At 56.9% G+C, this 14120-nt stretch carries 12 protein-coding genes and 4 pseudogenes; 9 read left to right on the forward strand and 7 right to left on the reverse strand.

Annotated elements, in window-relative coordinates; genetic code table 11:
* Nucleotides 1-18 precede the first annotated feature (18 nt).
* Nucleotides 19-387: a hypothetical protein gene (locus AB4O05_RS18320; protein ID WP_460137759.1), complete on the forward strand. Its 369-nt coding sequence runs from the start codon at nt 19-21 to the stop codon at nt 385-387.
* A pseudogene (locus AB4O05_RS18325) lies at nt 315-1116 on the forward strand (LysR substrate-binding domain-containing protein); the annotation flags it as partial. The gene AB4O05_RS18320 and the pseudogene AB4O05_RS18325, both read left to right, overlap by 73 nt.
* A gap of 195 nt (nt 1117-1311) precedes the next feature.
* Here AB4O05_RS18325 and AB4O05_RS18330 read toward each other — a convergent pair.
* The 3 genes and pseudogenes from AB4O05_RS18330 to AB4O05_RS18340 form a co-directional block, all read right to left on the reverse strand.
* Nucleotides 1312-2067, reverse strand: coding sequence for a methyl-accepting chemotaxis protein (locus AB4O05_RS18330; protein WP_460164917.1), 756 nt, complete (start codon nt 2065-2067; stop codon nt 1312-1314).
* Nucleotides 2068-2169: 102 nt separating this feature from the next.
* A pseudogene (locus tag AB4O05_RS18335) lies at nt 2170-3489 on the reverse strand (methyl-accepting chemotaxis protein); the annotation flags it as partial.
* Between the two features lie 416 nt (nt 3490-3905).
* A pseudogene (locus AB4O05_RS18340) lies at nt 3906-4488 on the reverse strand (TetR/AcrR family transcriptional regulator).
* 143 nt (nt 4489-4631) lie between these two features.
* Here AB4O05_RS18340 and AB4O05_RS18345 point away from each other — a divergent pair.
* The 5 genes and pseudogenes from AB4O05_RS18345 to AB4O05_RS18365 form a co-directional block, all read left to right on the forward strand.
* Complete coding sequence (locus AB4O05_RS18345; protein WP_460136145.1) at nt 4632-5894, forward strand: serine hydrolase domain-containing protein; 1263 nt, start codon at nt 4632-4634, stop codon at nt 5892-5894.
* Between the two features lie 126 nt (nt 5895-6020).
* Nucleotides 6021-7355 carry an alginate export family protein gene (locus AB4O05_RS18350; RefSeq protein ID WP_460136144.1) on the forward strand — a complete coding sequence of 445 codons (1335 nt, stop codon included), beginning with the start codon at nt 6021-6023 and terminating at the stop codon, nt 7353-7355.
* 40 nt (nt 7356-7395) lie between these two features.
* On the forward strand, nt 7396-7884 hold the full coding sequence (locus tag AB4O05_RS18355) for a DUF3237 domain-containing protein (protein ID WP_460136143.1): 489 nt from the start codon (nt 7396-7398) through the stop codon (nt 7882-7884).
* Nucleotides 7885-7961: 77 nt separating this feature from the next.
* Complete coding sequence (locus AB4O05_RS18360; RefSeq protein WP_460136142.1) at nt 7962-9131, forward strand: MFS transporter; 1170 nt, start codon at nt 7962-7964, stop codon at nt 9129-9131.
* Between the two features lie 108 nt (nt 9132-9239).
* Nucleotides 9240-9342 (forward strand): annotated as a pseudogene (locus tag AB4O05_RS18365) (cation transporter); the annotation flags it as partial.
* A 165-nt stretch (nt 9343-9507) separates the two neighbouring features.
* Here AB4O05_RS18365 and AB4O05_RS18370 read toward each other — a convergent pair.
* Entirely contained in the window at nt 9508-9639 is a 132-nt protein-coding gene (locus AB4O05_RS18370; RefSeq protein WP_460136141.1) for a hypothetical protein, read from the reverse strand.
* 293 nt (nt 9640-9932) lie between these two features.
* Here AB4O05_RS18370 and AB4O05_RS18375 point away from each other — a divergent pair, with 293 nt between their 5' ends.
* The gene (locus AB4O05_RS18375; RefSeq protein ID WP_460164918.1) at nt 9933-10175 is read left to right on the forward strand and encodes an FCD domain-containing protein; all 243 of its coding nucleotides are present in this window, start codon (nt 9933-9935) and stop codon (nt 10173-10175) included.
* A 47-nt stretch (nt 10176-10222) separates the two neighbouring features.
* On the opposite strand, the gene AB4O05_RS18380 is transcribed toward AB4O05_RS18375, so the two are convergent.
* Together AB4O05_RS18380 and AB4O05_RS18385 are read right to left on the reverse strand one after the other, a co-directional pair.
* Nucleotides 10223-11233, reverse strand: coding sequence for a membrane dipeptidase (locus tag AB4O05_RS18380; RefSeq protein ID WP_460136140.1), 1011 nt, complete (start codon nt 11231-11233; stop codon nt 10223-10225).
* Nucleotides 11234-11263: 30 nt separating this feature from the next.
* Complete coding sequence (locus AB4O05_RS18385) at nt 11264-12211, reverse strand: ornithine cyclodeaminase family protein (RefSeq protein WP_460136138.1); 948 nt, start codon at nt 12209-12211, stop codon at nt 11264-11266.
* Between the two features lie 189 nt (nt 12212-12400).
* Here AB4O05_RS18385 and AB4O05_RS18390 point away from each other — a divergent pair, with 189 nt between their 5' ends.
* Complete coding sequence (locus AB4O05_RS18390) at nt 12401-13024, forward strand: helix-turn-helix transcriptional regulator (RefSeq protein ID WP_339533225.1); 624 nt, start codon at nt 12401-12403, stop codon at nt 13022-13024.
* Here the strand turns inward: AB4O05_RS18390 and AB4O05_RS18395 are convergent.
* Complete coding sequence (locus AB4O05_RS18395; protein WP_460136137.1) at nt 13019-13981, reverse strand: DMT family transporter; 963 nt, start codon at nt 13979-13981, stop codon at nt 13019-13021. The genes AB4O05_RS18390 and AB4O05_RS18395 overlap by 6 nt on opposite strands.
* Nucleotides 13982-14120 lie beyond the last annotated feature (139 nt).

Consider the following 14120-nt stretch of genomic DNA (forward strand, 5'->3'; position numbering starts at 1 on the left):
ATACGTCGCGGTGTTTTAATGAAAATCTACAAAAATGTCGCGCATCTAAAGCACCACTCGAGGTTGGAACTTGTTCCAGGCAAGTTCATCCCGACACTCGATATCCGCGAAAGGACCGGGGCAATATTAGAAACCATGCAGCGTGCCGGCGATCGACTGCGCGCCGGCAACGATGCAGGACCTGCTCTGCATCCATTCGCAGGATTATCTGGATTTCTTGAACGCGGCCTGGAAAGACTGGTTAATGGCGTTCAGTCCGGATCTGGTCGGCGTGGGTTTCGTGTGGCCGCATCGCAACCGGCGTGGGCTTTGTTGCTAAAAAGCAGTTGGAGGACATCTTTAGCGTACAGCTGTTTATCCGCCATCACGCCCAAGGTGTGTCACTGACGCCCAGCGCGCGCGCGGTTCTATCGCAAGGCGCTGGAGCTGCTGCGGGCTGTCCATGAATTCGAAAAAAATGCCCTGGCGGACAATGAGGTGGTGGCCGGGCAGATCGATATCGGCTGTTTTGAAAACGTCGCCCCGTTGTACCTTCCACAGTTGATCGCAGGCTTCAAGGCGCGCTGGCCGGGCGTGGAGATCCGTATTCGCGATGGCGAGCAGCAGGAATTGGTGCAGGTCCTGACGGCAGGTAGCATCGACGTGGCGATGCTGTTTGAGCATGACTTGGGCGGCACCATCGAAACCACGCCGTTGATGCCGCCGCAGCAGCCTTATGCGTTACTGCCGGCGGACCACCGCTATGCACAGCAAGCCAAGGTGTCGCTGACGGACTTGGCGCTGGAGCCGATGATTTTGCTGGATGGGCTGCCCAGCCGGACTTACTTCGTGAGCATTTTTGAAGAGCGTGGGTTGACGCCCAATATTGTGTTCAGCTCGCCGTCGATTGAGATGGTGCGGGGGGTGGTAGGGCGGGGTTTCGGTTTTTCGATATTAGTGACCAAGCCGTGCAGCGAGTACACCTATGATGGGCAGAAAGTCGTGTGCATACCGTTGGCTGAAACCGTCACGAGCTCAGGCTTGTCGGCGGTCTGGCTGCGGGGTGCGCCGCTGACCAAACCGGTGCAGTTGTTTGTGGATTATTGCCGCGAAGAGCTGATTAGACTATTGGGTTAAGCGCAAGCCCGCTTCCACATTGGGCGGAGAATTCCTTTAGTACCTGGAACCCGCGAGTCGGTCTGGTCTACCGGCCTCATCCAGTAAAATCCTGTTGCGTCTCGGTAAGCCGTTTCTACCAACCCTGCGCAGCTCTGAACACCTCGGTGCGCAGAGCACGGCCTACCGTATTGCGAAAGCGATGCCCGCTTTGCGTTATACGCGGAACTGGTCCATCAGCTTCATTTGCTGATTGGCCCTTGCGTTGAGCTGACTACTGACCTGCGCCGATTCAGCTGCTTGTTCAGTCAGAGCCTCGGTTACGCCGCGAATGGTCGAGACATTGCGATTGACCTCTTCGGCCACGGAACTTTGCTCCTCCGCCGCACTTGCAATCTGCAGATTCATGTCACTGATCACTGTCACTGCGTCGCTTATTTTGCCCAGTGCCTGTACCGCCTGTTGGATCTGCCCGGCGTTATTCTGGGCGAGAGCCTCGCTTGAATGCATGGTTGCCACCACCCCACGCGTGCCGGTCTGGATACGCTCGATGACCAGTCGGATTTGTTCAACCGAGTCCTGGGTTCTTTTGGCAAGGTTGCGCACTTCATCGGCAACCACCGCAAAACCACGACCGCTTTCTCCGGCCCGCGCGGCTTCAATCGCAGCATTGAGTGCCAGCAGGTTGGTTTGTTCGGCGATGCTGCGGATCACTTCCAGCACCGATCCGATTTGCTCGCTGTTGACCGCCAAAGCTTCTACTTCCGCGACGGCCTTGCTGACCTCGCTAGCCAAAGCGTTGATGTCGCGAGTGCTTCTTTCGATGAGGGAAATGCCTTCTCTTGAAGCATCGTCGGCACCTCGCGCGGCCTGTGCGGCATTTGAGGCGCTGTGCGCTACTTCATGGGCTGTCGCGCTCATTTCGTTGGAGGCTGTTGCCAACTGGTCGATCTCGCGAAATTGCACCTGCATCCCTTCACTGGTCTGCCTGGCGATTTCCGAAGACTGGTCGGCGGTGCCTCTGGCGTCGGTAATGCTCTGCTTTATCTGCGCGATGGTGGGCTGCAGTTTGTCCAAGAAACGGTTGAACCAGTTCACCAGTTCGCCCAGTTCGTCTTTTTTGCTGTAGTTCAACCGCTGGGTCAGGTCGCCGTCACCGCTTGCAATCGCCTTGAGCATCTGGGCGACACTATTGATGGGGCGCGTGACGCCAGAAGCAGTGAGCCAGATGATCAGCAGTCCCAGCAGTCCAGCGGATACTGCCACCAACAGCGACTTCAGGGTGTCGCGGGTTTGTGTGTGGTCAAGCAATGTTTGAAGTTCCAGCGAGTCGGCCAGCAGTACCTTCTTCGGCAGATCGATCACTACCCCCCACACCGCTGCGTCCGGTATGGGCGCGACAGGGTAGACCGCGCGGATCAATTCGTCCTGAGTCAGCACCACCGGCTTTTTGAGTTGCAACCCGCTGAGAACTGGTTTGCTCGCCTCGCCCAAGGGAACGTTGATGTGTTTCCCGATCTGCCCCGCATCCTTGCTGTAGGCGGCGAGCACACCACTGTCGGAAACAATCAGCATAGCGCCCGAGCCATTGAACAACGTCTGTTGGGCCTCACTGACTGCCGCTTGCAGCGCCCCGAGTGCGATGTCTACGCCAATGACACCGATGACCTTGCCATCGACAATCAAGGGCATGGATAGGCTGGTCATCAGCTGTGCCGTTCCGGCCTGAGTATCGACATAGGGTGCCATCAGGCAGGTGCGTCGGGTGTCTCGCGGGCAGTTGTACCAACTGTTGTAAGGTACGCCGCTGATGCCCAGCTCGGTATTGTTTATATCGCTTTCGGAACTCATGACGTTGACCGACTGACCCGCGCCCCGATTCCAGCCGCTGGCAAAACGTCCTTTTTCATTGGAGCCGCGCGCGGCGTCGTTGAGGAACTCACTGTCTTTGCCTTCCAGCGCATTGGGCTCGTAAAGCAGCCAAAGCCCCAATATCTGCGGATTACGATCAAAGGTGGTCTTGAGGCTCTGGATAAGTTCTTCACGTAACGTGGCGGCCGCTAGGCCGCGCTGGGCGGCCAGATTGCGCAAGTTGGCGGTTTGGTCGGAAAGAACAGTGAGCATCAGTAGACTATCGCCGAAGGTTCTTTGCAGCTTGCTCGCCTGCTCGGCGGCCTTGGCCTGCAGCAGGTTTTCCCCGCTTTCCGTCAGCATCTTGCTGCTCGACGTACTGATCAACAGGTTGTTCTGTCTGCTTTGGTAGAGATTCAGGCTGACGATCAGGGCGATCACGCCCAAGAGGCACAATCCTGAGAGGAGGATGATTTTTAAGCGGATGGAAAGGTTGCCGAGCATTGAGTTATCTCTCTTGAGAGCAACGTGCGGGTTGAACATCAGTTGGCCTGAGCCACTGATTTCTTATTGTGTATGTACCTTTATCGGCTGAAATCCGGTTCTGATAAGGCAGTCTTGTGGCGATTTTTTTTGTATGTGGACCAACAACGACTGCCCGGTCAATTGGCTGATTCAGCCGGTCGTCGCCACAGTGGATTGTTGTGCTGACTTTAGAGACTGATTTAGTGCTTCGGCAGGTGTTTTCCAAACGAGTGTTTTTCGAGGTCTAGTTTCATGACTGCTCGTTGGAGCGTCGGATATTCGCTGTTGTCATCCGAGACTGATCACTTGTCATGAGCTTTAGGGCTTGGGATGGGGGGCTTACTCGTTGAGTAGCGCCGAAAAGGCAAGTCCCGGCACGATGATCAGTGCCCGATAATGGCGGATGTACAAGACCTTCTTCACAGTGCCTACGCTTAGGCGCGCATGCCCTCGGTTGTGTGGGCCTGCGTGTCCATTGGGTCACTGGCGGTCAGGCGTAGCAGCTGCAGGTGGGAGTAGTCGGTTGAGCAGGAAACCGGCCAGCTCGACGTCCAGATCGGCGCGCAGCTTGCCTGCCTCCTGCAGCTCACGTAGTACGTTGGCGATTTCGCCTTGCAAGCTGGGGTTCATCTTTCGGTACGCTTCAGGCAGGCCGGTGTCGCCGCCCACCAGCACCAGCGGTAGCAGTTCGCGCCAGAGTGGGGCGGGCAATACTTGCAGGGCGTAGCCAATCAGCAGGTGTCCGAGTGGGCAGAGTGCATCGACGGGGTCGTCGAAATCGCGGATGCATTTGTGCACATCGACCAGGGCGCGGCGATCAGACTCCTTGATCATCTCCGGGATGATCTCGTGCTTGCTGCCGAAATACTTAGACACCGTGTGCGCGGATACGCCGACATCGTGGGAGATCTGCTCGACGATGGTTTCCCTAAACCCCTGGCGCTGAAAAAGCGCCACGGGCGCTGCCGAGATGGCATTGCGGCGTAATTTCCTCTGACGTCGGCATAGTCCGTTCACCGTAGCTCCTGATTCGTTTGGAGTGCTGGCAATGATCGTGGGCTAGGTATTTTCGAAAAAATACTTTATTGACTAAAATAGTTAATAGAGCTAATTATCTTGTGGTGCCTGCCGCACGCAGGGCCATTTCCAGGATGAGTCAGATGAACCCAATCCTCGACCGCTCTCTGGTTTCCCGTAATACGGAAGTCAGCGAGATGTACGACCAAAAACAACAAGAGCCCGTACTGATGCAGGGCTTCCCTGTCGAGCCGGAAAAGCGCGTAACCTGGGCCAACTGGATGTCGCCTCCGTTCAACCGTTGGGGTTTCCGTAACTTGGCGCGCCTGCGCCCCACCATCGATGTTGCAGCCGGTTCGCGGCCGAGTTCAGTGCTGGCCCATGCCCCAGTCGAGGTCGAAGGTCTGAGTTTCGAAAGCACCTGTGGTCGCACGGTCAACGTGCTCGACCACCTGCGCGCCAGCAAGACCGATAGCTTCCTGTTGCTACACAAGGGCCGCGTGGTTTACGAGAGCTACTTTAATGGCCACGTCGCCAGCGACCGCCACATCATGTTCTCGGTCACCAAATCACTGATCGGCGTACTCGGTGAGCAACTGATCCACGACGGCGTGCTTGATCCTGAGGCGCAGACCCAGCACTACGTACCTGAACTGATTGGTAGCGCTTTTGGCGATGCCACTGTGCGCCACCTGTTCGATATGGCTGTTGGCGTTCACTACACCGAGATGTATGACGATCCGGCCTCGGAAAGCTCCCAGTACGGTTACGCTTGTGGCTTCAAGCCGGCGCCGCCCGAATACGCCCAGTACGAGTCGCTGTACCAGTACCTGCCGTCGCTGCGTAAGCGCTGCGAGCATGGCGGCCTGTTCCACTACGTGACCGCCACCACCGAAGTGCTGGCCTGGGTGATGGAGCGTGCCAGCGGTGTGGCCTGCGCCGAGCAGCTGCAAGCTGTATGGCAGTCGCTGGGTTGCGAGCGCGATGCTTACTTCATGGCTGACCCGTGGGGCCGCAGCGTCGCCGGTGCCGGCTTCAACGCCACCCTGCGCGACATGGGCCGGTTCGGCCTGATGCTCGGCAACGGCGGCAAGGTCGATGGCAAGCAGGTCATCGACAAGGCGGTGATCGAGGCCATCGCCAAGGGCTCGGATCCAGCCATCTACGGCGTCCATAAAGACTTCTCCGAGTGGACCCCAGGCGCCTCCTACCGCAGCCAGTGGTACGTCTTCAACGACCACAGCCCGGCCATCATGGCCAGCGGCATCCATGGCCAGTACCTGTTTGTCGACTTTAACTCCGATGTGGTGATCGTCAAGCAGTCGTCGCTGCCTGAGGCCGTCACCGAGCTGGATATCGACACCGTACAAATGCTGAGGACGATCACCGCCTATCTGCGCGGCTGATTCAGTAAATACAAAATCCAAGAGCGCTAGTTCGCCAGCGCTCCTGCCTGCTGCGTCAGGTAACCGGTGGTCGATCTGACCGCCACTCACTGCCCTGTAATAAAAAAAATTAAACAGGAGCTTCATATGTACACGTCCAAGCGTATTCCCTGCGTTTTGCTCGCACTTGGCTTCCCGCCGCTCAGCCAGCCGGCCCTGGCGGGTTATAAGTTCGAAAGCGAGAACCTCAAAGGCGAACTCAACCTGACGTTCGGCGCGGGTTCCATCTCCACCCGCGGTGTCAACTTCGGTGCTGGTGTGGCCGACGCCCGCAATGGCGAACAAAAAGGTACCAAGATCAACTGGCAGGAGGCCTACCTCAAACCAGGTATCACCCTCGACTACTCACTCAACGAAACCGTCAGCATGCTGGCCGGTGCTTCGGCGGTCGGCGCCTGGACAATCGGTGACGGCGATGCTGCCGGTACCACACACAGCTCCGACAACCGCATCAACACCGAAGAGGCCTACGTAGGTGTCCGCGCCGGCGACTGGAAGCTCACCGCCGGCCGTCAGAACTACACCATCGGCAGTGGCTTCATCGTCATGGACGGCAACCTCGACCTGTTCGGCGATGGCGCCAACTGGCTCGGCCCGCGTACTGCCTTCAAGGATTCGGCGATCCTCGACTGGAGCCACGGCCCGCTGAAAACGCAGGCGTTCACCCTACGCACCGACGATCATTACGGCGACTACCGCATGACCGGTGCCAACCTGGACTACGACCTCGACGGCCAGGTGACCCTCGGCGCGATGGTCATGAAGGTCGATACGCAGGCGAGCAAGAGCAGTAACGCGGTACGCCGCGACGGCATGGAGGTTTTCAACGTTCGCGCCTTGCGTGGCCATCTGCCGGGCTTGCCGAACCTGACCCTCAATGGCGAGTACGCCGTGCAGCGCGGTGGCGACTCCAGGCTGAAATTCGACGCCGATGCCTGGTACGCGCAGGCCGATTATCAGTTCCAGGACCTGCCGTTCACCCCGACGCTTGGCTACCGCTGCGCCGTGTTCTCCGGTGACGATAACCTGGCTGATAACACCCAGAAAGCCTGGGACCCGCTCAGCAAGGGCTTCGTGGACTGGAGCAGTTGGCTGGTCGGCGACGTGGTGGGCAACTACCTGCTGTTCAACAGCAACGAGCGGGTTCAGCAGTTATCGATCAGGAGCCGCCTGACCGACACCCTGGCCATCGGCACCATCCACTATCAGTTCTGGCTCGACGAGAAGAACTTCCGCGGTGCTGTGGTGGATGATCGCCGTTTCGCTGATGAGACCGTAGTGTTCCTCGACTGGACGCCCACGCCGAGTTTCTACGGCTCAGTGGCCTGCAACTGGGTGAATGCCAAGTCGGCCGCCAAGCAGGCGTTCGGCAACAACGACCAGTTCAGCGCCCTCGAATTCTACATGACCTACCGCTACTGAAACCGAGCCATAGACGCCCCTCGGGGCACAGGAGTGCGTGATGACAACGACAACGCAAACCGGGCTCGGTGTGCCGACTCTGGAATGGGTAATGAGTATCCACGTGGCGATCGCCGCAGGGGATGGACTGGGCGCCTGCACGGATGGCCAGCGCAGCAACTTTCGGATACTGGGTGGGCATTTCGAAGGCCTGGACGTACGCGGCGAAGTACTCGCTGGCGGCGCCGACTTCTATCTGCAGCGCAGCGACGGCGTGGGTGAGTTGGATGCCCGCTACAGCCTGCTCAGCGACCGCGGCGAGCTGATCAACATCCACAACATCGGTGTGATCGTGCTCAGCGACAAAGCCCGTGAGCTAGAAGTGCAGGGCATCTGGCCGGTCGAGGAGCACGAATACCAATGCACCTGTTCGCCGCGCTTCCAGGTGGCTAGTGGGCGGCTGGATTGGCTGACCCGCAGCTCGCTGATCGGCAAGGTGGTTTATCCCGCCGCCGACCAGGTCGCGATTCACTGCTACCGAATCGCCTGAACGGCTTTCCTTTTCGTCATTCCTGACTTTCACTTAAGCGGCAGGCTACCCAGTGGCCAAGCCGGTAGGTATCGACCATGAGCACCGCTAACCAAACCATAATTCGTGCCGCGTGCATCTTCATTGCCGCGGTCTCGATCATCGTCATCGGGGTGCAGCCGATCTTCATCGGCCTGTTGACTGAACGTCTGACCCTGACTCTGCTCCAGCAGAGCTGGACCATGTCCGCCGAGATGTGTGGCTCCATCATCGGCACGCTGTTGTACGTACCGATGCTGCGCTTTCTCTGGCCACGCACCATCGCCCTGAGCACGTCCCTCGTGCTGCTGTTCGCCAACGTGGCCACCGCCACTGTCACCGAGTTCGATATGCTGCTGGTGCTGCGCTGTCTCTCCGGCGTCTGCTCGGGCATTCTGTATTCCTATGCCATATATTGCCTGGGCCGCATGAAAGGACCGGATCGCTCCTTCGGCATCCTGCTATTCGTGCAGACCGCACTGTTCGCAAGCAGCGCGGTGATTCTGCCGCTAGTGGCCGAGTGGAAGGGTTTCTCGGGTGCGATCTACTACCTGGTAGCCTGGTTCGTGCTGCTCTGCCTGATGTGCTTCTGCCTGCCGACCAAACAGAGCGAAGAAGACAAAATCGTCTCTCGCGAGCCGCTGCTGTCAGGCCTCACCCTGATCGGCGTCTGCTCTCTACTCGGCATGCTGTTCCTGCAGCTGTCGATCTACTCACTGTGGGGCTTCGTCGAAGGCATCGCCAGCGACGCTGGCGTGGTGCCTGTAGACATCGGCTGGGCGATCAGCATTGGCCTGCTCGGTGGCCTGCCAGGTGCGGCGTTGCCGAGCATCGCCGGTCGACACCTGGGCCGCATGCCGATGATCCTCCTCGGCTCGCTGGCCGTACTCGGTGCGATCTACATGTTTGCTACGCGTATCCACGTGGCTTCGGACTTGGCGATCGCGGTGTTCCTGATGAACTTCGGCTGGAACCTGGCGCTGTCGTACTACATGTCCTCGGTGGTAACCCACGACCCGACCGGCCGCTTGACCAAGATAGTCGGTGTGGTGCAGGTAGCGTCGGCTGCAGCAGCACCGACCTTGCTGAGCCTGTTCATCGAAGGCAGCGACCGTCAAAGCATCTTCGTGTTGTCCTCGGGTGCCATCCTGATCGGCTGTGTGCTGGTGATGATCATGCTGACCTTCGGGCACCGTAAACTACACAAACCGATCAGCAGTTTGATATGAGTTAAGGCGGCTGCAAGGGCTGCCGCGCGGCGGTGCTCTTGCAGTTTTGCCCGCCGAGGAGGGCGCAGATGGCATGAACACGGAGCAGCATCCTGCGGCTCGATTGCCATGACGATGTTGATATCGGCGTCCGGGGATTCTGATCGGCCTGCCGTCCGGGTCATTCTCTATTGTCTTCGACGGCGTTTACTCTCTGGCCGACGCCAGCATGGAGAAAGAGAAAAGGGGGAGACAATCCCAAATCATTTGGTCCTGTCTGGTTTGAAAGCGCCTCCTGCTGAAGGCGCCTTATAGATCACAGGCCCCTAGTCGTTCCTGAGGCCTTCGAAAGTGCCTCACGTTGAGGCTGGAAAATGTCTATGGGGGCGGGGGCGATTCATTTCACTTGCTCCGGGCCTTGGCTGATGCTGTTGATCAGCGCTGCCGAGTTATCCACGATTGCCTTGCGTAGACTCGCAACCGTTTCGGCGGGGACATGCTCACCGGCCATCAGCAGATCGCTCGGCAAATCACCGCCGCGTGCCAGTATCTGCGATGGCCCTAAGTGCTTCCACCGATCGAGCTGAAATCAAGCATTTATCTGCCCGACTCGCATAGGGGTTGAAGAGAATTTGTGGGGAGAGTGACCGGAAGGGGCACGATGTATTTCCAATCGACGTCGTTTACCCCCAAGTCCAAGAGCACTTGCCGGTAGCGTTCAGTCACGTTCATTTCTATGGTGGCCGCACCTAGCTTACGGTTAACGCTGTCCAGCGAGAGGATATATCGGCCTACATTATCCTGAACTTCAAGTTCCACGATCTGCTCGCCCGGTTCACGACAAATGAAGCGCTATACGACACTTATCGTCGTTTGGTAGTGCAACTCAAACTGTTCAGAAGCTATTCGTTGCGACACACACCGCAGTCCATCCATATCTCGTTGGGCGAGCACCAGGCAATCTTCAAGGCGATAGTGGATTCAGGCGCAGTGTTGGCCGGGGCGCGTCTGCGCCAGCACTCGATTGACAGTCTGGAACGGCTGCACGCTTCTGTAGCGCGTTGAATTGCTGATCCAATTGATCAGACGCGAGCTCAATTAACGGGTGCGATTCAAGTCCCAGCTTTCGGTCTTGGCCAGGTTGCCTTTGCAATACGCATGAAATTATTGCCGTAGATCGCCTGGATATCCGCATCTGAATAACCCAGGCGCGTTAATTGTTGTGCGACCTCACCGAGTGTCTCTGGCTGCAACTGGGTGTGTCCATTCATCTGGCCATAGTGTTCAATCGGCCACCAGTCGTTCTCTTCTTCACCTTCCGGCAGATCTTTATGCTCAGGGTGCAACTCGGTATCCAGACCTATTCCGATATGGCTCGTCCCGATGCGCTCTGCCAGATAGTCGATCTGTCGAATGTAACTGTCCACCGAAGCGGAGGGGGCGCCCAGGAATATGCCCAAGCCTGTCAGTCCGATCACTCCACCTTGAGCGGCACACGCGAACATTTGTTCGTCGTCGATGGTTCGCGGGTGGTCAAAAATCGCTTTAACGTTGGTGTGAGAGAAAATGGCGGGGTGCCTCGACATTTCCATAATTTCAAGGCTTGAGCGTTTGCTGGCGTGCGAACAGTCAATGACAATTCCCGCTGTATTAATACCCCGCACGATCTTGCGCCCCAGGTTGGTCAATCCGGCACCTGCTCCATGGCAACCTCCCGCACAACTGTTGTCGCGGTTGTAGGCAAGCAACATCTGGCGAACCCCCAAGCTTGCGAACAGGTCCACCATCGACGGATCCTGTAGCAGCATATTCGAACCTTCGAGGTCAAAGGAGACCGCGAGCTTTCGATACTTATGCGCCTGGTAGATATCGTCAACGGTAGTCACCAGGACAAAGTCTTCAGGGTGGTGAGCCAGCCAGCTTCTAAACCCCGCAATCGTCTGCATCACGGTTTCAAACGGGGTCATGTCCATGCCAACGTTGATCGACACATGATGGAAGCCGGCTTCTCGATACCTGTTCAGGCGGGACATGTCCTGTCCGGGAATCAATGGTAAGCACGCATGGGCCTCCCATTGAATCACCGGAGTCTTGCTGACTCCTGATGGGTCAAGCTTCATCATTTAAACCCCGTCTAATCGCTTCGCTATCCATTAGTGCGCTAATGATGCCACGGCGCATTTCGCAATCTGAGCATCCTGTACGCCTAAGCCTGTAAGGTCTGCAATGGTAATCTGCGTGTCGTCCTGTCGTCCGATGGCGTGACCGCTCAATACGCTGCCGAGCGCTACAAGGCTGCCTTTGTCGATCAGGCCGGATTTGAAGGCTCCTGAAATCTCACCGAATTGGCAGCATTGCTCTATTGAGTCCACGACAATCACATCTGCACGTGCAACCAGGTGCACATCCAGCTCTTGCTTGCCAAGGCTGTCTGCGCCAATAGCAGTGATGTGTGTCCCAGGGTTGACCCATTCATTCGCTATGATGGCTTCGCGAGAGGGTGTAGCAGTGATGATTAGGTTGGAGTTGGTCGCAACGTCCTTTGCATCTTGGGTGGCAACCACATCAAAGCCTAAAGCTTCGGCAAATTCACAGTATTGTTCCAAGCCTTGCCGGTTACGACCGTAAACCGTCAAGCGTCGACATGCCGTGACGGGCATCAGTTGTTCCAGTTGCATGCGTGCCTGGTCGCCAGTACCGACAATGCCAATGCCTGTCACACGTGAAGGCGCCATAGCCCTCGCCACGATTTGCCCCGCCAGCGCTGTACGCATTGAGGTCAGCCAGCCGCCATCCCGAAGCAAAGCGACGGATTGCCCCGTCAAGGCCGAGAAAATCAGCGTCAACCCATCATTACTGGAAAAACCCTTCGCGGGATTGTCGTAGAAACCTGCCGAGACCCTGACTGAAAAAACCTCGTCTCCTAACATCCAAGCCGATTTCACGCAGCAGTCACCGTTGCTGGCCGGGAACTGAAAGCTCTGAATCGGAGGTAGCTGCACCCGTCCGTTAGCATGGGCAATGAATCCTTCTGCAATCAGCGCAGCAGCGTCTCTCGGGCACAAGGAACTCATGATTTGCGCTTGGGTGTAGATATTCATCGATTGCTCCATCGACTATTGAAAGACGGGCATTGCGCTTACTCGGCTGACTAGCGGCTATCCGCCGCCGTTAGCGGCGGATATGGCGCTACAATCGGGTGCTTCAGTAAACGCGGGCATAACCATAGCACAAAAATACAATTTGTATCCTGAGGACGTTTTGTATTTTTTTAGAGGCATATTTTTACCGTGAATAAACATCTGGATAATTACATCAGCAGCGCCCAAGCGATTGCGAAGCTCCTGGATCCGCACGCCGAGGTCATTATTCATGACCTGGCCTCCGGAAAGATTGCCCATATCTTCAATGTGTTCTCTCAGCGGCGGGTCGGCGACAGTTCATTGACGGATATCAACGACGGAGCATCATTCGAGGGAGATGTTTCGGGGCCTTATAGAAAAGTGAATTTTGATCGCCGGCAGCTAAGATCGGTTACAGCGGTGCTTCGAGATCCCGACGGGATCCAGATCGGGCTCTTATGCGTAAATTTTGACATCACTGTCATGAGCGGGATGGCAGAAATCGCTGCCTCATTTTTAGGTTTTGAGAATACGGTTGAGAAGCCTCCGGCATTGTTTGCCACCGATTTCCAAGAGTCAGCGCACGCGATCATGGATGAATTTTTGAGGGCTCGCAGGGTGACATTGGCGTCGCTTACTTCAGAAGAAATGGTGGCACTGATTGGTGAAATGGATAAAGGCGGAGTCTTCGCGCTGCGCAATGCAACCAACTACATCTGCGAGCTGTTATCTCTATCACGGGCTACCGTCTACAAATATCTAAGGCGCTCCAGAGCAGCCACGGGTTTATAACGGTACTTTCTCCTTGCGATTTTTAGGTCTCAGATAACTGCTTTCCTCCTGAGTCTGTCCGCCCGACTTGCTGAGATTCACTACCAGCAGGCCAACGATAGTGAGGCTTGCACCCAGCAGAAATCCAAAGCTTGTCTGTTCTCCCAGCCATAGATACCCCATGAGAACGCCGAAGAGCGGACTCATGAAAGCCAGCACGCCAAGGCGAGCTGCGAGGTAGCGACGTAGCATCCAGAACCAGATCAAGTAGCTTGCAACGGACACAATCACTGTTTGAAAAATCAAGCTGGTCACAGCATTGGCTGAAAAGGTCACTGCGTTCTGGCCGAGTAGCAGGCTTAAGGGCAACAGAAGGAGAAACCCGCCGGCGAGTTGGTAGAACAAGGTCTGGGTTGCCGGTGCCTCACTGAGGCGGCTGGTACGCACCGCTACGGTCGTGAATCCCCATGCAACACCTGCGCATAAACCCAGCAAATCGCCCAGCAGACTGTCTGTGATGGCGAGCTGAGAAGCTACACCATCACGCGGCATGAGAAAGGTGATGGCAATACCCGCGAACGCTAAAGACATGCCGAGCCATTGAATTGCACTAAGACGCTCCTCCGGCAGGCGCAGGTGCAGGCCGATGGCGGCGAATAACGGAGCTGTATAAAGAAACACCGCCATATGCGAAGCACTGGTCCAGCGTAGTCCTTGCGCAACAAATAGAAATTCCGCGGCAAACAAAACGGCCACGACTATCCCGGAGCGACACCAAACGTTTGGTAACCATACCTCCCGCATGATCCATTTTCCTATTAGCCAGACCAGGAATGCAGCGACTCCGGAGCGAACGGCGACCTGCATGATAGGGGCTATGTCGCCCGCAACAGCTTTGATCGCCACTTGCTGGGCACCCCATATGATGCATAGCAGAACCATCACCGCCGTGGCGGCTCCGTCTACTGACTTCCTCATTTATCGATACCTTTTGATTCGGACGAGCATTTATTTGTCAACCGGTCTGCCACGTAGCCGACCAACCGCTGCCCAATCCGCATTTGGAACACCCTCCAACAGAACGCAGACCCCCTTTGGATCGATTCCGGTACGTCCG

This window comes from Pseudomonas sp. S1_G07, from assembly GCF_054668565.1.